General features: G+C 52.1%; 13 protein-coding genes. 3 read left to right on the top strand and 10 right to left on the bottom strand.

Features of this window, described 5'->3' with window-relative positions:
* Nucleotides 1-45: 45 nt before the first annotated feature.
* A complete protein-coding gene (locus tag BLQ17_RS17740) occupies nucleotides 46-2,961 on the top strand; it encodes a DUF748 domain-containing protein (RefSeq protein ID WP_092225304.1) in 2,916 nt (971 codons plus the stop codon).
* Nucleotides 2,962-3,009: 48 nt separating this feature from the next.
* Here BLQ17_RS17740 and BLQ17_RS17735 read toward each other — a convergent pair whose 3' ends face one another.
* From BLQ17_RS17735 to BLQ17_RS17695, 8 genes are all read right to left on the bottom strand, one after another.
* Entirely contained in the window at nucleotides 3,010-3,630 is a 621-nt protein-coding gene (locus tag BLQ17_RS17735) for a plasmid pRiA4b ORF-3 family protein (RefSeq protein ID WP_092225302.1), read from the bottom strand.
* 603 nt (nucleotides 3,631-4,233) lie between these two features.
* Nucleotides 4,234-4,464 carry a hypothetical protein gene (locus tag BLQ17_RS17725; protein ID WP_092225298.1) on the bottom strand — a complete coding sequence of 77 codons (231 nt, stop codon included), beginning with the start codon at nucleotides 4,462-4,464 and terminating at the stop codon, nucleotides 4,234-4,236.
* 284 nt (nucleotides 4,465-4,748) lie between these two features.
* The gene (locus tag BLQ17_RS17720) at nucleotides 4,749-6,149 is read right to left on the bottom strand and encodes a sigma-54 interaction domain-containing protein (protein ID WP_092225296.1); all 1,401 of its coding nucleotides are present in this window, start codon (nucleotides 6,147-6,149) and stop codon (nucleotides 4,749-4,751) included.
* A 90-nt stretch (nucleotides 6,150-6,239) separates the two neighbouring features.
* Nucleotides 6,240-7,214 carry a zinc transporter ZntB gene (locus BLQ17_RS17715; protein WP_092225294.1) on the bottom strand — a complete coding sequence of 325 codons (975 nt, stop codon included), beginning with the start codon at nucleotides 7,212-7,214 and terminating at the stop codon, nucleotides 6,240-6,242.
* Nucleotides 7,215-7,244: 30 nt separating this feature from the next.
* Nucleotides 7,245-9,536, bottom strand: a complete 2,292-nt coding sequence (locus BLQ17_RS17710; RefSeq protein WP_092225292.1) for a mechanosensitive ion channel domain-containing protein — start codon at nucleotides 9,534-9,536, stop codon at nucleotides 7,245-7,247.
* A gap of 62 nt (nucleotides 9,537-9,598) precedes the next feature.
* Nucleotides 9,599-9,787, bottom strand: a complete 189-nt coding sequence (locus BLQ17_RS17705) for a hypothetical protein (protein ID WP_092225290.1) — start codon at nucleotides 9,785-9,787, stop codon at nucleotides 9,599-9,601.
* Between the two features lie 3 nt (nucleotides 9,788-9,790).
* Entirely contained in the window at nucleotides 9,791-11,203 is a 1,413-nt protein-coding gene (locus BLQ17_RS17700; protein WP_092225285.1) for a GTPase/DUF3482 domain-containing protein, read from the bottom strand.
* A gap of 9 nt (nucleotides 11,204-11,212) precedes the next feature.
* Nucleotides 11,213-12,781 (bottom strand): DUF2868 domain-containing protein, encoded by a 1,569-nt coding sequence (locus BLQ17_RS17695; RefSeq protein WP_092225283.1) that lies wholly within the window; start codon nucleotides 12,779-12,781, stop codon nucleotides 11,213-11,215.
* Between the two features lie 283 nt (nucleotides 12,782-13,064).
* Between BLQ17_RS17695 and BLQ17_RS17690 the strand changes: the two genes are divergently transcribed.
* Together BLQ17_RS17690 and BLQ17_RS17685 are read left to right on the top strand one after the other, a co-directional pair.
* Nucleotides 13,065-13,391 carry a DUF1820 family protein gene (locus BLQ17_RS17690; RefSeq protein ID WP_176761296.1) on the top strand — a complete coding sequence of 109 codons (327 nt, stop codon included), beginning with the start codon at nucleotides 13,065-13,067 and terminating at the stop codon, nucleotides 13,389-13,391.
* Nucleotides 13,392-13,562: 171 nt separating this feature from the next.
* Nucleotides 13,563-14,777, top strand: a complete 1,215-nt coding sequence (locus tag BLQ17_RS17685; protein WP_092225279.1) for a tetratricopeptide repeat protein — start codon at nucleotides 13,563-13,565, stop codon at nucleotides 14,775-14,777.
* Here BLQ17_RS17685 and BLQ17_RS17680 read toward each other — a convergent pair.
* On the bottom strand, nucleotides 14,774-15,421 hold the full coding sequence (locus BLQ17_RS17680; protein WP_092225277.1) for an RluA family pseudouridine synthase: 648 nt from the start codon (nucleotides 15,419-15,421) through the stop codon (nucleotides 14,774-14,776). The genes BLQ17_RS17685 and BLQ17_RS17680 overlap by 4 nt on opposite strands.
* Before the next feature lie 29 nt (nucleotides 15,422-15,450).
* Nucleotides 15,451-16,239 carry a hypothetical protein gene (locus tag BLQ17_RS17675; protein WP_092225275.1) on the bottom strand — a complete coding sequence of 263 codons (789 nt, stop codon included), beginning with the start codon at nucleotides 16,237-16,239 and terminating at the stop codon, nucleotides 15,451-15,453.
* Nucleotides 16,240-16,308: the final 69 nt, after the last annotated feature.

The following is a 16,308-nucleotide window of genomic DNA, read 5'->3' as shown; positions in this document are numbered from 1 at the left end:
ATATTCCGCCTTTGCCACCGTTAAACTTCTACCTGTATAGATAGTATGATATTTCCGTTTCAAATGACAGGCAACCCGTTCTTCAGGAAAAAATGGGTACACATAGGTGCCGGGTGTATAGTGATATGTCTTCTGCTGGCTGTTCTGGTACCTGTTGCGGCGAAAATATATCTGGCCGACTGGCTTGAAAAAAATGGCGCCGACAACGCAACGGTTGAAAGTCTGTGGTTCAATCCATTTACGGGGCGACTCACGGTTGGCGCGGTTGTCTCGCAGAGCCACGGCCGCTCTCTTTTACAACAAAACGAGCTGATGCTGGATCTGAGTCTGGTTGATCTTTTTCACCGGAATATCAGGCTGGAAAGCGGGAGTTACAGCGGACTGGTGCTCGATGTGGAGCAGTACCGCGACGGCGCATGGCGGTTTGGCACCTATACCGTTGGCGGCAGGGATAAAGGCGACCGCGGCGATGAAGGCGGAAAAACCGGGCAGGTGGCGCAAACGCCGGGGGAGCCGTGGGGATTTCTTGCCGATAACGTGGTCTTGACCGACTGCAGGCTGCACCTGAAAAGTGACCAACTCGATTTTGAGCTTATCATTGACGAAGCAAGAATACGTGGTATTTCCACAAGAGAGGGGGCTTTGCCCGGAAGTTTTTTTCTTCGCGGTACCCTTGATGGCGAGCCGCTTGAGTTTGATCTTGACGTGGTGACGATCGCGCCCTACCTGGATATTGGCGGAAAGGTCGCCATAAAACGATTCAAGCTCGCCGAGATTGCTGCATTCTTGGAAGAGAGTCTCCCGGTGTTTGATGGTGACGTCAGTGTAATTGGCAAAGCTGAAGTAACAATGAAAGAATCTGGGCTGGTTGCTCATTACGACGGAGCCATAGATCTGCAATCGGCCCGGATCGGCTCTGATGATTTTGTGACCGGTGCAACCTCGATGGGCTGGCAGGGCCAGGTAAATTTTGACGACAGCTCTACGTCCGGCATGACAATAGTAACCGACGGTACGTTGAAGACCGGGGACTACATGTTCTCCATGCCCGGCGGGCAGTTGAAGATCGAAGAAGAGCTGATTGAGCTTGGCGGAAAAACCCGGGTTGTTCTAAGAGACGGTGTCACGGTGACAAATGACGGCAGCCTGGTTATAGCAAACGGATCTTTTGCGTCGCCAGGCCTCGCGGTAACACAGGAAAATTTCCAGTGGCAGGGCAAGCTCTCATACGCTTTGTCAGATCAGAAAGAAGGCCATGACATTAAGGGCGAAGGGCGGCTCCTGATTGATGATCTCTCCCTGCACCAGAATCAGCAGACGCCACTGCTGGCAATCTCCAAAGTTGAGATAGACGGTTTGCAGGGAACAGGAGAGAACAACGTCGCAGCAAAATCGTTTGTGGCCGAAAGAATTCAGCTCACTGTCCAGGGGGATATGCCTCTTGATGTGTCCGTTCCGGTCCTTGAGCTGTCGCAGGTTTTTGCCGGCGAGTTCGGCCGTAGTGCGCATGCAGACAGTCTGCAGGTGCAGAATCCCCGCATTGTCTCTCGTCAAAATGGTGAAGAACTTGTCAACGTCGGGGGAATTTCGGTGCAATCCGTCGCCCTTGAAAACGGTACGAACGTCAGCGTGAAAGAGGCGGATTTTGTGGATCTGGCTTTTCTTGGTGGAGGGCACAATGGCGAGGAGCAACCGGGGCTCAGCTTTACTCTGGCCACGCTGGCAGGTATCGACTGGTCTGTTGCAGGTGGGTTTGGTTGTTCAAAACTTTTAGTAAATGATCTGGTCGCCAGCGTGATAAAAAGCAGTGATGGAACACTGGAGATCAACCGGCGGCTTGAAGCCATGAAGAAGACCGCGCCCGCTGCCGCGGATGAACAAGAAGAAGGTGAGGGTGAGAGAAGCGCTGCTCCGCCTTTTGTCCTAGGGGAGGTTGTTGTTGGCGGCACCAGCGTGTTGTATTTTGAGGACAAAACCCTGGCTGTACCTTTTAAAACCGATCTCGCCCTGAAAGAGTTCACGGTCACCGGAATCGATTCAGCAAGTCCTGATGAAAAAACGAAATTTTCTGTCAAAGCTCTCCTGGAGAATAGAGCCCCTGTCGACCTTACGGGTGAGCTTCAGCCGTTTACGGCTCCGCTGGCGCTGAGCTTATCGCTTGGACTTAAAAATTATCCCCTGGAAAGTATTTCACCCTATACCGTACAGTCGGTGGGAACCGCCCTTGCATCTGGACAGCTGCAGCTAGATACCAACGTTCATCTTGAGGATGGCTATCTCAAGATGAAGAACAAGGTTACTCTTAAGAAACTGGAAACCAAAAGAATTTCCGAGAAACAGGCGCAGGAGCTGGACAATCAGCTGCCAATCCCCCTGGATGCAGCGCTTTCAGTATTGCGGGACAAGGATCGGAATATTGAGCTTAACATCCCCCTGAATGGGCCGGTCAGTGATCTCAGTGTCGGGGTCGCAGATGTCGTAATCACCGCACTTGGCAAAGCCATAGTGCCGGCTGCATCCGGATATCTTATGTATGCCCTGGGGCCATACGGCGCTCTGGCATATGTAGGGATGAAGGTGGGTGAGAATGTGCTCAAGGTTGACTTTCCGCCGGTACAGTTTGATCCCGGGGCGGTTTCGATTACCGGCCAGCATGAAGACTATCTTAAAAGGATTGCAACGATTTTGCAGAATCGTCCCGAGACGGACCTGCAGCTCTGTCCTCAGGTCGCCTCCTGGGAATTTATGGATACTGACGAGGTTGCAAACGCAGAAACAGAGGAGATTGAACCGCCAGAAGAACAGCTGGAACAATTAATCGGGCTCGGCCAGCAGCGCGGTGAGGCGGTGCAGCGCCATTTCGTCGAGGACTACGGCATTGCCGCCGATCGATTGCTCATCTGCACCACTCAGGTGAATAAGAAGAAAAAGGCGGTGCCCGCCGTTCTGCTTCAACTTTAATATCTTCGGTTATCCGCCAATTTTCCCGGAAATATGCGGATAACCGATTCACAGTTTCCTGATCAGCTTGCCGACCGCCTCAAGGTTAAATGATGCGGGATCAAAATCGGGGCGTCCGCTGAGTTCCAACAGGGTCATGTGGTCTTTGGACTGCGGATCGGTAAATGCGCTTACCAGCTGGTTATATTGGTGCACATCGCCAACCTCTTCGGGGGGACAGCTGTTTTCTCCGGCCAGCAGGACCGGATGGTTCAGTTCTTTGCCTGGGGGCACCACTTCTTCGAGCGTGATCTCATGTTCCCACCCTTCTCCTGCATCGTAAAGATAGGAAAACATGAACTGCATTCCTTCCTCAAGGGTATGCAGTTTGTACTTATGTTCGTCAAACCTCTTTGATTCCCTGGGGATGGAGGATTTTATGGTAGGCTCGTAGCTTATCTTGCCCACCATGAACTGGTGTACGAATGAGTCGCTCCAGCCCATTGCGGTCTGAATTATTTCGTGGAGCCGGGCCAGGGAATAGTCTCCTGGAACCTGGACTTTTCTCCAGATAAGAGGGTCGGAAAACATCAGTGATATGTGCAGGATATAGCTTGGAACCGGCTCTTTGGGGGGCGCGGGTTTGTCTTTGGCTGTTTCCGGGAAGACACCTTTTATCACTTTTGCCATATTCTCTCCTTTGGTTAAAAAGGGTAGGTAAGCGGATTCCTGCCGTTTGTGGTCATGAAATCGTAACCAGAATACTTCTTAAATAACCAGACAAACCTCATGAAAACAACATTATTTCAAAGAATTATTATTGTCTGCAAAAAAAAATGACGTGGTATCCGCGCACTGGTGGCACACAGGTTGGAAATGAACAGCACCGGGTTGTGGGCGGTTAAATCCGCACCGTTTCGCCTTGTTTTCATGACATTATGTTCTGTGATACTGCGATTTCATCGAGGTTTTGCTCAGGTTGCGAGCAATTCGGCGGTAAACATGGAGCTGTTTAGTATGCTGGGGTTCGGGAAAGGCGAAGGATTTGCAGATATCGGAGGGGGAAGAAGATAAGACTGGTTTGTTTTTTTTCGCAGGTTGGCGGGCTGCAATACGTGAGAGGTAATGGAGCACTGAGATGATTCCGGGCTATTTTCACCCGGTCGGATCGCACTGGTTTGCCGTCAAAGTCGTGGTTTTGGCAATAAAGCTGAATGGGCAGTTTCAGCCCTATTGCCAAGGTGACTTTAGTCCGCTCAATCATTCTGGCGCATCCTGGCCCTTCGGTCGCCATTAATAATCGTCGAATAACTCCTCGCCGAAAAAATCATCACCGCCATAGCTGTCTTCAACAAGCTGGAGCTTGACTGGGAACGTACTTGAGATGGTGTATTCGGTCCCGCATTCGTAGCAGATGATTTCGTCCCCTATATCGAAATAATACTCGACAGGAATGTTGCACAGGCAAATTTGACATTTGCCGAATCTCTCTCTTTCATCACGTTGTTTTTTGGTAGTTGCCATCTTACCCTCCTTGGTGCTGTTGATGCTTGTCCGCACAATTGCCGTAAACACTGGTGCTTCTGTTGTACAGGCGAACCAGGCAGCTGATTCTGCCAATCGCGTAACAAAGAACGTGCCAGAAAAATGGTGTTGTGTAACGTGCTGAAAGTACGAGAGAAAACGATAAAAGAAGAGGTGGCAGGTGTGCAGGCTGCCGGAAATTGTTGTTCCGATTACCTATCGACTGCCGAGGATCTATGAAGCTATATTATTGGTATTGTGACATGTTTTGAAGAAATTCTGATTTACCTGAAATCTTCCGATTTTTTAAAATCCTCTTTTTTCAAGCCGTGAATTTTCATTTTATTATAGAGGGCTCTCGGGGTCAGTCCGGCGAGTTGCGCGGCTTCGCCGATCCGCCCGCAGGTATAGTCGAGCAGCTCGACCAGGTATTTTCTTTCCGCGGATTGGGAGAGAAGATTTTTGTATGATTTCAACGTAATGCCCGGCCTGAAAGCGTTGTCGGGAAGGCCGGCTACAGCAAGCGATGAGTCGGCTGCGGAAATTCCCTGGGTCTGAATGAGATCTGCGGTTATGGTACTGCTCGAGGCGAGCATCACCGCACGTTCGATAACATTCTGCAGTTCCCGGACGTTTCCGAACCAGGGCGCGGAAAGAAGTATGTTCATCGCCTGGTTGTCCAGCCCCCTGACATATTCCCGGCCGTTTCTCTTTTTCTTGTTTACAAAATGCTGGACAAGTATGGGGATATCCTCTGTTCGGTCCCGTAAAGGCGGAATCTTGACCTGAAATACCGAAAGACGATAGTAGAGATCGGAACGGAGAATGCCCGACCCCACAAGTTCCACCGGATCGGTGTTGGTGGCTGCAATCACCCTGAAATCGGTGTTGATATCTGTGTTGCTGCCAAGACGCTGCAGCGTTCTTTCCTGAAGCACTCGCAGCAGACGGTTCTGCATTGCGGCGGACATCGCCTCGACTTCATCGAGAAACAACGTCCCCCCCGTTGCGTGTTCGATTTTACCGATGCGTCGTCCGGACGCACCGGTAAAGGCGCCTTTTTCGTAGCCGAACAATTCCGATTCCAGCAGGGTGTCGGGAAGCGCGCCGCAGTTGACGGCCATGAAGGGGCCGGACCTTCGCCGCGACTCGTTGTGAAATACATTGGCCAGCAGCTCTTTTCCCGTTCCGGTTTCCCCGACCAGAAGTATGGGAGATTCGGTGGGGGCGACATCTTTTACCAGGTCGATCAATTGTTCCATCAGGGGGCTTTTGGTAACAATGGTGTCGAGGTCAGGATGTTTCTGGACAAAACCTGCAAGGTATTTTTCCCGGTTCTGTTCCTTCTTGTTGTGCATCAGCTGCATGAACAGCGGAACGGATTGGCTGTACTCGTTTTTCTTGAAAAAGGCAGCCTTGTCCGACCAGTTGACGGATTGGTTGCCGCTGCCGCCGAGCACGATTATGTGCGGAACGGCACGGGGCGCTATCAACTCCTCTACCACGAGTTCCTGGAAATCTTTATGGGAACCGTCAAGTATCCACAGGTCAAACACCCGGGAAAAGGCAATGGAATAAAAGTCGATGCCGCTGTTGATATGGAGGAATTTGCAGGAGAGCGACTTGAATTCCTGCTTCATGTCTGCAAATAGATCGGTGAGACCGAAAACAAGAATATTATACATGACAAATTTTCCGGTATGAAGTTGGTCGACAGCGTCTGGTTACCAGGGAGTTCATGACCTTTACAGCAAAGAACATGTCCGGTACCTCGGTCAATACCATTTTTTAATTTTCAGGTAACCGACCATGGCGACAACGAGCACGGCGATACCGAGGCAGATCGTGAGAAAACCGTAAGGACTCTCGGCGCCCGGGATGCCGCCGACATTGATGCCGAGCAGGCCGGTCAGAAATCCGAGCGGCAGAAACAGAGTCGCCACAAGCGACAGGGTGTACATCCGCTGGTTCAGTATCTCCGACATGGTTCTGAGAAATTCTTCATGAAGAACAATGGCCCGATCCCTGGTTGAATCGAGTGTTTCCAGGTAACGGTTGAGTTTGTTGACGCTTTCCCGGACAGGTCTCTTGTCTTCCTTTGTTATCCAGGGAGGGGCGTCGGCCAAAAGCTGAATGAGCGCTTCTTTTTGCGGGGAAAAATACCGCTTGAGCCTGATCGCATCGCGCCGCAGGTCCGAGAGCAGGTTGCGCTGCCGCAAATTGTTGGTGTCGATCGTTTCCTCCAGGTCCTCGATGTTGTCTTCAAGCTCTTCCACCACCTTGCCCGCACGCAGGGTCACCCGCTGAATCAGGGTGGTGATAAAGGCTGCAGCTGAACACGGCCCCTGGCCGCTCAGCAGGGCTGTGCTGATATCCTCAAGAGAGAGCAGTTTTCTCCTGTTGGACGTGATGATATAGTTCTCCGTCGCCCAGAGACGGACAGCGATCATGTCTTCAGGGTCCGATCCGGGGTTGAGGTTGACGCCGCGAAGAGACAGAAAAAGATTGTCATGGACATGCATGCTGCGTGGCCTGGTGTCATCGTCAAGCAGGTTCTCCTTTATGATCGGGTCAAGATGGGCGATGTCGTGCAGCCATTTTCTCGCCTCGGCGGCACTGTAATGTAAATGGATCCAGAACAGGTCGTTTTGCTGGGAAGTGATCTTTGTTAGTTCGGCGATATCTGTATAATTCCCCGACCCCTTTTTGTTGAGAATCATTATCTGTACAGGAGAATTTTGGTTTTCCATGATGTTTTTTTTGATCCACCCGGGTTGCGGTTATTTAAGATGTACGTCCATCTGGGGAAACGGAATCTCTATGCCATGGTGGCGAAACGCCTTGTCTATGGCCATGTTCAGTTCGCTTCTCACCTTGAGTTTCTGGTCGATGTCCTTGAGGTGGCACAGCAGGTCAAAGTTGAGCGAGCTGTCTCCGAACCCCTGAAACCAGGCTCTGGGGACCGGAGTCGAGCCGTCGGTGATGACCTGGGGATGGTTGTCGCCGGCTTCGAGCAGAAGTTTCTGCACGAGCTCGGTATCGCTGCCGTATGCTACCCCAACGGATATCCTCAGCCTGCCGCGCTGGTCCTCAAACATCATGTTGGTGACCTGGTTGGCGATCAGTTCCGAGTTTGGGACAATTACGTCTGAACGATCAAAGGTCTGGACGATCGTTGACCGGATGCTGATCTTTTTCACATAGCCCTCGGTAGATCCGACAACTATCCAGTCGCCCTTTTTTATCGGTCTTTCAAACATCAGTATCAGTCCGGAAATAAAATTGTTTACAATGTTCTGCAGACCGAAACCGATCCCCACCGAGAGGGCGCCGATAATGACCGTAAGGCCTGTCAGTTTAACCCCGCCCACCCCAAGCATGATTAAAAGTATCGCTGCGTAGCCGATATAGCCGAACACGGTGAGGATGGTATCGCGGGAGCTTGAGGAAAACCCTTCTTTTGTAAGCCACCTGGTGTCAAGTATCTGTTTGATATATGCTATCGACGGCCAGCAGATGATGAAGACAAGCAGTGCAAGGGTAACCCGTGCCGGAGATATCGGAAATCCGTTGAGCTCGGATCCGTGCAGGAAAAAGTCGATAAGCTGTTCGTTGTCGACATTGGTGATACCCCACTGGTGGAGTATTAAAACGGTGGATGCTGTCACGGCGTAGGCCTTGAGACCGAAACTTAAAATCTTGTGGGTTCGCATCCTTGTGCTTTTGGCTATCCTGGTAACACCAATCCCTGATGCAAGTTTTTCCATGTATTTCCGTAAAAACGCAACGACAGGGTCGACGGAGTCGTAACAGATCAGGCCGACCATGGCCAGAAAGCAGGAACAGCCGAAAGCGCCGGCGATATGGCCGACCAGGTTGGCATACCCCGCAAGTTTCAGGCAGCTGAGGATTATAAGGATTATCAGCAGCGGTAATCTCATCATCTGCCATCCTCTCATGGTCGCAGCGCGGGTGACATGGCGTACAGCCAGGTAAAGGGCGCCGAACCAGAGCAGTAGTAACCCGGAACCGAGCAGCGGATCTCTGCCGAAGACCAGATGGAAATACCCGTACTGCCGGGCGGTGGTGATGACCATAACGGTGAAAAAGGAAAAAAGATAAAAACCGATGCAGTCGATCTTCATTTCCGGACAGCCAGAATCGTTCTGCTCTACCCGGTGAAAACGAATTGTGGTAATCCGGATAAAGAACAGGATGACAACGTAGTTGAACAGCAGCAGGACCGGTTCAGCCAGGTATGGATAATCTGAAAAGACGGGAGGCAGCAGGTTTATTAAAACGGTCAGTATGCAGATGGTTCCCAGGAAAAACCTTTTCGCCAGCGATTGCCGGAAAACGGTGAGGATAAGGTTCCGGACGGTGTTGTTTGCAGGACAGTTGTCTGTTATGAAGTTGCGGATTCTGGCGGAAAAGTTGGCAAACCAGAGAAGGGCTGCGACCAGCGCGACCAGCAGTTGCCTGCCGTCTTGTTCAAGAACCAGGTTGAGGGGTGGTTTTGGCAGGGAAAATTGGTAGCTTTCACTGGTCACGATTCGCCACAACGGCTCATCTTTGAAAAACAGACTGCGGGCCTGCCTGATATAAATGTAATTATCAAGTTTTTTTAAAATTTCCTGTGCTGAAAGGATCAGCAGCCTGGTCTCGGCGAGCTCGAACTCCTTTTGCTGCTTGAGTTCTACAAGGCTTGACAGGGCGCCGTGGATTACCGGCGAACCGTCACCGTTTTTTTCCCCCAGCCCGTCCAGGACAATACGCAACCGTTCTATCTCCTTGAGCACGCCTTCCTGCTGATCCTTGTAGCGGACAAGGGAAGCTTTCAACTTTTGCCTGGTCTCGTCCGCCCAGGCCACTGAAGGATCGGTACTGAGGGTTTTGAGGATCTCGTTGAGTTGTCGTCCTCCGGCGGATTTATTGAGATCAATGCCAACCGTTGCGTCGGCGATCTCGTCCTTTGACTGTGAAGCCGAAATGGCAACGGCCGACAGGACCACCTGGAGCAGGGTCGCCACAATGAGAATCGTTTTAATGGTAACAGTAAAATAAGGTTTCATCGACAAGGGTCCGTACTGTGTGATAAAGGTGCCGGGCTTGGTTTGTAAATGCCGACTATCGCTTAAAAGACAGTTTTTTTACACCCGTTTTTCATCCTGGTCCCGTCCACTTTACCATGGGAGACCTGCGCCGGCCTGGTGAGAATTTCGGCCTGTCCATGCTGTTGCATTATATCCGGTAACAGCCGCGCTTCACAGGGAAATCCGTAGCAGGGGGGCCTGATGGAAACAAGTGCGGATTGTAACGGCACCTTTTATCCGGCGTATTCCGATATCTCTTCAAGACACTGGAGGATGAGTGTTCTGAAGTTTTCGTTTTCTGCGGCAGAAGCGGTGATCCTCGATTTTTGGAGGACCTTGAAGAAATCGTGGCAGATTTTTATCTTTGCCGTTGACCAGTTGCTGGTAAACCCCAGGTGTTCGCCACCGGACGGGGCAACCTCGTTATTTGCCGGGTAATCCCTGCGTCCGTGAGCCCAGTTGATGGTGTGGCGGTAATAGAGCAGGGCACGGTTGAGCAGTACGAAAAGCAATTCGATGGATTTGGCCGGGCCTATCTGGAGCTGCTCTCCTCCGAGAGAGACTCCGGGAAGGTTTATCCGGCTCGTCAGTTTCTCTCCGCCGATAAGGGCTCCAAGTGCTCCGGCAACTCCGCCCATGGCGGTAAAGAGACCGAGGGCATGGCCGAGTGTTGCAACCTCCAGGCCTGCTCCAAGCGCGGCTCCCCCGAGCCCGCCTGCCAGTATCAGCTGTTTTCTGGTCAATCCCATCAGCTGCCACGTCTGCTGGCTGAACAGATCGGCGTGTACTATCGAGTGGGGAGGAAGATCGTAGTTGAAGATATTGTGCTTAAAAAGGCTCCTGATCTTCTGGTGGCAATGATGCTCTTTTTCGGCAAGCTGCTTTTTGTACGCTGCAAACAGCTTTTGCTGGATCGCTTCGCCCCCTTGTCTCGTATCCGTCGACTGGCGAACCGTCAGGGTGAGAGCTTCACTGATTAATTGGTAAATTGCATCGGAACTGGTTGCGTTTCGTTCTTTCCAGTCCTTTTTAAATGCATCGACAACCCTGGACAACACCGGCTGCCAGTCCTGATCAATGGCCTTGAGTGCTTCAAGGAGCAGGATACGTTCGGCGTAGGTTGCCCGGTGGGCATTAAAGACACGGTTGGCGTTGAAGTTTTTACGGAATTCGACTTTCCAGTCATCAAGATAGGTGTTGTCATCCTCCTTGCAGTTGATAACGGCCATTCTCGGCTTTCCGGTAAGGCGAAGGATCTCCATTTCGGCGCGGTCAACATTGCGTACGGGCCGCGAACCGTCGACCACATAGATTATTCCCGCACCTCTTTCCACCGGAGAGAGGAGCTCGCAGTCATCATGGAGTTCGGGGACCGTTGCAGCGAACTGGCGGAACGACTGCAGGGGATCGCTGTTTTGTTCACCCCGTTTTCGCAGCTCCGAGAGCACCCTGGCTGGGTTCTGAAACCCGGGGGTGTCGGTGAACCTTACCACCTCCCGTCCGTCGATAACCACCGGAAAGGTCCGGCATTCAGTAGTCTCTCCCGGAGTTGGGCTGACCCGTACCGAATCGTCTTCGGCAAGGGTTGAAAGGACGGAAGACTTGCCCTCGTTGGGGTGGCCAAGTATTGCAAATTCTGGTGTCATGTCGGTTCGTTATCGTGTGAGAGCAAAGATATCTGTGTACGGGTCGCCCAGGGCTTCGACCTTCTGTTTCCACATCAGCAGATCCTGTTCTGAGACAGGGGGGAAAATCGTCTCTGCTGGTCGTCCGACCAACCCGATGCTGATAATGGTGGTGGCTGGCAGGACGTTTCGCAACTGTTGCAAATAGGATAAAAAATCTACCAGCGGCACCATCCATCCTTCCATGATCAGCAGGAGCCCTTCTCTTTTCTGCCAGGTTCTTGCTGAAATTTCCCCGATGAGGCGCTGGTCGTCTTCATAGCCGGTCTGGAAACGGTGGCAGGATAGACCGATAAAGCTATGTTGGGCGAGGGTTGCGGTGAGTTCTTCCTGGGTGAATGATCCGAAGATATCGTCCGCTACCAGGATGATCTGTGGTACCACCATGTTGTCTGCACAGGGGGTTGTCGTCCTGTTTTTCCCGGTTTCCGGAGATGCGGGGGCGACTGGTTCCTGAATGGTCTCAGGGGTCGCCTGGGTGGAGACCACAGGGGTCTTCATACGGCGCAAAAGGGCCCTGCACTGTGGTGTGTCAAACGGGAAGGTCTTTAGTCTGCGGTTTGCGATAGCGAGTCCGAAAAAAAGAAACACCAGGCGAAGCACTATGCCGTAGCAGACAATGGAGAGTATGAGAAAGGGCCACCAGGCCACCAGATCGCCGGTTGAGAGGTGGTAGATGCCTTCTTTGAGTATTATCCGGCTGCCTTCGATTTCGGCCAGACCGGGATACCCTCCCCCGGTGATAAACCATGACCAGGGAAGGGCCAGCAGCTGGACCAGTTGCAGGACAGCTTCACCGCTCAACTGAATGGTCGACTGCCATCCGAATGCGAGATCGCTGGAAACGACTTTTATAAAGGTAACCCCCAGCAACCCGACATTGAACGATAATCCCAGTAGCTGGGCCAGGGTGAAAACAGGCCAGTAGAAGATGGACCCGTATACCCGCTTACGACCCGTCAGGATGCCAAGGGCGTGTTCTGCGCTTGCCCGCCGCTCCCCACTCAGGTGGCGAAACCAGTGTTTGCGGAAAAAGGCCACGATGGTGTTGAGTATCGTATGGAAATAAAAGGAGTTCAGCGGGATAACGGTTAGACCCGGAACCACTCTTCTGACAATCAGCAACAACAGTAGAATCAAGCCCAAAGCGAGTTGCGGGGCGATAAATAAAACCATGAACAGGAACACGTTGACAGGCATCGTCCCTTTGTAGGTGAAAAATACCAGTCCGGCGACAGTGCCCGCGAGAAAACCCTTGAGACAACTTGCAATGCGTGCAATGCGCAACAGGTCGCAGAAAAGATCGCCGGGACTCTTCCTGTCCGGTCCGGTAAATTCGGTCCCGGCTCTGGCCCTGATCCAGCCTGTTATGCGTTCTGGCGAAGACAGGACGGGGTGGCCGCCATCCTGTTCCAGCGCCATGGATATGGCCCGGTCGCGCCGGCGAAGGGTGTCGATGTCGGTTGCGCTATCCTGGTGAAAAAAGTATTCCAGGTTTATAAGGTCCTTATATTGCGGTGATGATTTCATGGCGGCCATTATACCAGATATGTGAAATCAGCGAACTATCCAAGGACAATGCACGCAGTTTTTTCCGGTCGGAGCGGTTCTGTAATCGGTCCGGTCACGGTAAATGCAGAATAGTTACTGCAAAATTTTTTTTTACTGGCTATCCTTGGGCGTAAATGAAAAACAGAGCAGCCTTTCTGGTCGCAGCGTCCGGCCGCCATAGCGCTGAAAACCCTACGGCGGTTGTGTGGTGCCCGGATCGGCTGCATGGATGTATGGCATTGAACAGCAGCAAACGGAACAGCGAGAATATATGCAAAAGAATGTTTTCAGGGTCCATTTCACATGGAAAGAGAAGGAGTATGTTTTAAAAGCCCACGACCTTGACATGACCCACCCCTATTTTGTGGCGATCAAGGCTTTGGTGCTGCCGGAAGAAAGCAGTGTCCTGATCAATCCAGCAGATGATGAAATCAGGAAAAAATTTGGCAGAGTGAGGCAGCTGATGCTGCCTTTTCAGTCGGTATCTCTTATCGAGGAGTACAGGGAAGATCCCGATCTGAAAAAAAATGAGAACGACGTCGGGAAAAAATCGACCAAGGGTGAAGTTCTGACCCCGGAAAAGTTCATCCGCAAATAAGAAAGAACGGGGCCGACAGAAATAAGCTTCCTGCGGCCCCTGTCTTTTGCCTCCCTGTTTTATCCGCACTATCCATTGCTGCTCCTGAAAAAAAAATTACCCCGCTGTGCTGCAGTTGCCTGCTGTTTTCCGCTGCAGCGGGTAAAACCAGAAGAGTAAAAATCTACTGTCATGGAATCACGCAACCTGCCTTCAACAGACGAACTCAACGAAATTTTTGGCGCCGCCTGTGCCAGCCAGCAGCAAGGAGCCCTGACCTCGGCCCAAGCCGGCTTTCGCAAACTACTGAGCTGGTTTCCCGAAGCTCCTGTGCTGCACTATAACCTGGGGTTGGTCTATTACGAATCCGGTGATTTTGAAAAAAGTTCGGAATGTTTTGCAAAGGGGGCAAGTCTTGCCCCAGACGATACCGATATTATATTTAATCTTGCCTTGTGCCGCAAACAATGCGGCGATATGCAGGGGGCGATCGAAGGTTACCGGCGACTCCTGCAGCTGACGCCGGACTCTGTTGACGCGCTCTACAATCTGGGGGGATGTTATAAAGATCAAAAGGAATATGCCAAGGCGATAGGAGTTTACCTAAGGGTACTTGAGCTTGCGGCCGAACACCTCGGGGCGACGAAAAATCTTGCCTATGTCTATCATCTCACAGGTGATGGCGCCAATGCTGTGGCACATTACCAAAAAGCGCTGCAGCTTGCCCCGGGAGATACATCCATTACCCATATGCTGGCAGCCTTGACCGGACAGACTCCGGAGTCCACTCCCCATTCTTATATCGCCGAAATGTTCGATGAGTACTCCTGCTCTTTTGACCGGAGCCTGGTCGATGAACTGGAGTATCTGGTGCCGGCAAAAATCCGTGCGGTGATCGACAGGGAAAAGCTGTGGCAACAACATTTCCGTGCGGGACTGGATCTGGGCTGCGGCACCGGCCTGAGCGGCGAATCGATCAAAGATCTGCTGGAAATCCTTGACGGGGTGGATCTGTCGCCGAAAATGCTTGAGATTGCAAATGAAAAAAACATCTACACCAATCTTTATCCAGGTGCCATAGACGACTTCATGAACAATCGGGACAACCGCTACGATTTTATCCAGGCGGCCGACGTTTTTGCTTATCTGGGAGAACTTGAAGGGATTCTTCGCCTGGCAAGGTCATGCGTTGCTGACGGAGGACTATTCTGTTTTTCCACCGAGCGGTGTCAACAATCCGGCTATATTCTCGGCAGCACCGGCCGTTTTGCCCATGGTGAAAAATATGTTGAACAGGCCGCACGAAAAGCCGGATGGCGGTTGCTGGTAAAGGAGTGTATTTCGCTCAGAAAAGAAAAAGACGAGTGGGTTGAGGGGCAAATCTGGTTCTGGCAGCCGCTCATTTAAAATGGCGGAGTGGAACGATAGGTCAGCGTCTTGCCGGTGACAGGGTGGGTGAAACAGAGTGAGGTGGCGTGCAGCAGCATGCGGTCGCCTTCGCATCCCCGGCCATACAGGCTGTCTCCAACGATGGGCGCGGCCAGTCCCAACGGATGTGCCGAATGAACCCGTAACTGGTGGGTGCGGCCGGTAACGGGAAAGAACCGGACGCGGGTGGTTCGGTGGTTGGCCGCTATCTTTTGCCACACCGTTATCGCCGATTTTCCGTTGACCGGGTCGTAGATCTGCAGCGGCCTGTTCTGCGGATTGAGGCGAAAAGAGAGGCGTATCTCACCGCCTGGGTCACTGAGGACTCCTTCAACTACGGCCTCGTATATTTTTTTTACTTCCCGTCTGGCAAACTGGTTCGAAAGATTTCGGTGGGATTGTCCGGTCTTGGCATATACCATGACGCCGGAGGTGAACATGTCGAGCCTGTGGACCGCGGGCTGTTCTATCATCTGTCGAAACATTTTTTTCAGTCGCGTGGAAACACTATCTATTTTTTCGGGTCCGCGGCCGGGAACCGCCAGCAGCCCCCCCGGCTTGTCAACCACGACGATGGCGTCGTCAACGTAGAGCACGTTAAGTTTTGCTGGGATCTTTATCATATTCTTGTTTGCCGGGACGCAGGCTTCGGTCAGTTGTCTGCAAGACCACAGAGGAGAAAACCGAGGATCGGGGAGCATCTCTTCGCGCACGGGGCGGAAAAATCACCATGGCGGTAGCTTCCCGACTTGGTTGCTCTGCCGATGTAAAACTCCGCCATTCCCAGTGGCTGCAGGTTGTTTCTCGCCGCGTAATCAAGTAGTTTTGGCGCGCAGCAGTCTCCGGTACCGGTAGGAATCCCTCCGCTGCCGGTAAAAGCCTCGGGCAGGGATGCGCTCTGGCCGTTGAAATTGTGCAGCCGGTAGAGGTTGTGGATTTTAGCCGTCAGTTCTTTTGATAATAACCGTCTTCTCTGTCGCAGGATTGTTTTTTCCGGGTGTCCTTTACCATAGGCGGCGAGCTCTTCTGTGAGTCGTTTTATCTCCTTTTCTGTATCGCCGGTTACGGTTATAAACTCGTCGACATCAAAAAGCGGAGGCACCCAGCCGTCAACCAGCCACCTGCCGTTGTACTGTCCGGAAAAGGCGTAAAGCGTAAGGACCGATCCGTCAGGCCGCAGACATTCCATCACGCCGAACATTTTTCCCCTGGCCGCACCCCACAGGTAGTCTGTTGCCAGGGTGGGATCTTCTGGTGTTGTCTGCCCCCGATCGTTTCGAGCGTAGAGTGCAATAGTCCTGCTGCCGGTAAGCCATTGTATAAGCCGACGGGCGATTTCATACCCGCGTCCGCTTCCGAGACGGTGGGTTTTGTTGCAGTGTGGGCAGTAGCCGCTTGTCTCCGGCAGGGGGGCAAGGGCAGGGGCGAGAATAGTTTTCACCGGTTGTTGTAATTGTCTTCTGCAAATGTTTGTAACGTGCTACTATCGACACGACAAAATAGCCGAATC

This window comes from Desulforhopalus singaporensis (genome assembly GCF_900104445.1).
GTDB classification, from domain to species: Bacteria; Desulfobacterota; Desulfobulbia; order Desulfobulbales; family Desulfocapsaceae; genus Desulforhopalus_A; species Desulforhopalus_A singaporensis.
Note: the sequence above shows the minus strand (reverse complement) of the source record. Positions and strands in the feature narration are given on the sequence as shown.

What these genes read in the sequence shown, in the direction of transcription:
- BLQ17_RS17690 (WP_176761296.1), top strand. Translation starts at nt 13,065, where the DNA reads ATGCAAAAGAATGTTTTCAGGGTCCATTTCACATGGAAAGAGAAGGAG.
- BLQ17_RS17695 (WP_092225283.1), bottom strand. Translation starts at nt 12,781, where the DNA reads ATGGCCGCCATGAAATCATCACCGCAATATAAGGACCTTATAAACCTG.
- BLQ17_RS17710 (WP_092225292.1), bottom strand. Translation starts at nt 9,536, where the DNA reads ATGAAACCTTATTTTACTGTTACCATTAAAACGATTCTCATTGTGGCG.
- BLQ17_RS17735 (WP_092225302.1), bottom strand. Translation starts at nt 3,630, where the DNA reads ATGGCAAAAGTGATAAAAGGTGTCTTCCCGGAAACAGCCAAAGACAAA.
- BLQ17_RS17700 (WP_092225285.1), bottom strand. Translation starts at nt 11,203, where the DNA reads ATGACACCAGAATTTGCAATACTTGGCCACCCCAACGAGGGCAAGTCT.
- BLQ17_RS17680 (WP_092225277.1), bottom strand. Translation starts at nt 15,421, where the DNA reads ATGATAAAGATCCCAGCAAAACTTAACGTGCTCTACGTTGACGACGCC.
- BLQ17_RS17685 (WP_092225279.1), top strand. Translation starts at nt 13,563, where the DNA reads ATGGAATCACGCAACCTGCCTTCAACAGACGAACTCAACGAAATTTTT.
- BLQ17_RS17720 (WP_092225296.1), bottom strand. Translation starts at nt 6,149, where the DNA reads ATGTATAATATTCTTGTTTTCGGTCTCACCGATCTATTTGCAGACATG.
- BLQ17_RS17725 (WP_092225298.1), bottom strand. Translation starts at nt 4,464, where the DNA reads ATGGCAACTACCAAAAAACAACGTGATGAAAGAGAGAGATTCGGCAAA.
- BLQ17_RS17715 (WP_092225294.1), bottom strand. Translation starts at nt 7,214, where the DNA reads ATGGAAAACCAAAATTCTCCTGTACAGATAATGATTCTCAACAAAAAG.
- BLQ17_RS17740 (WP_092225304.1), top strand. Translation starts at nt 46, where the DNA reads ATGATATTTCCGTTTCAAATGACAGGCAACCCGTTCTTCAGGAAAAAA.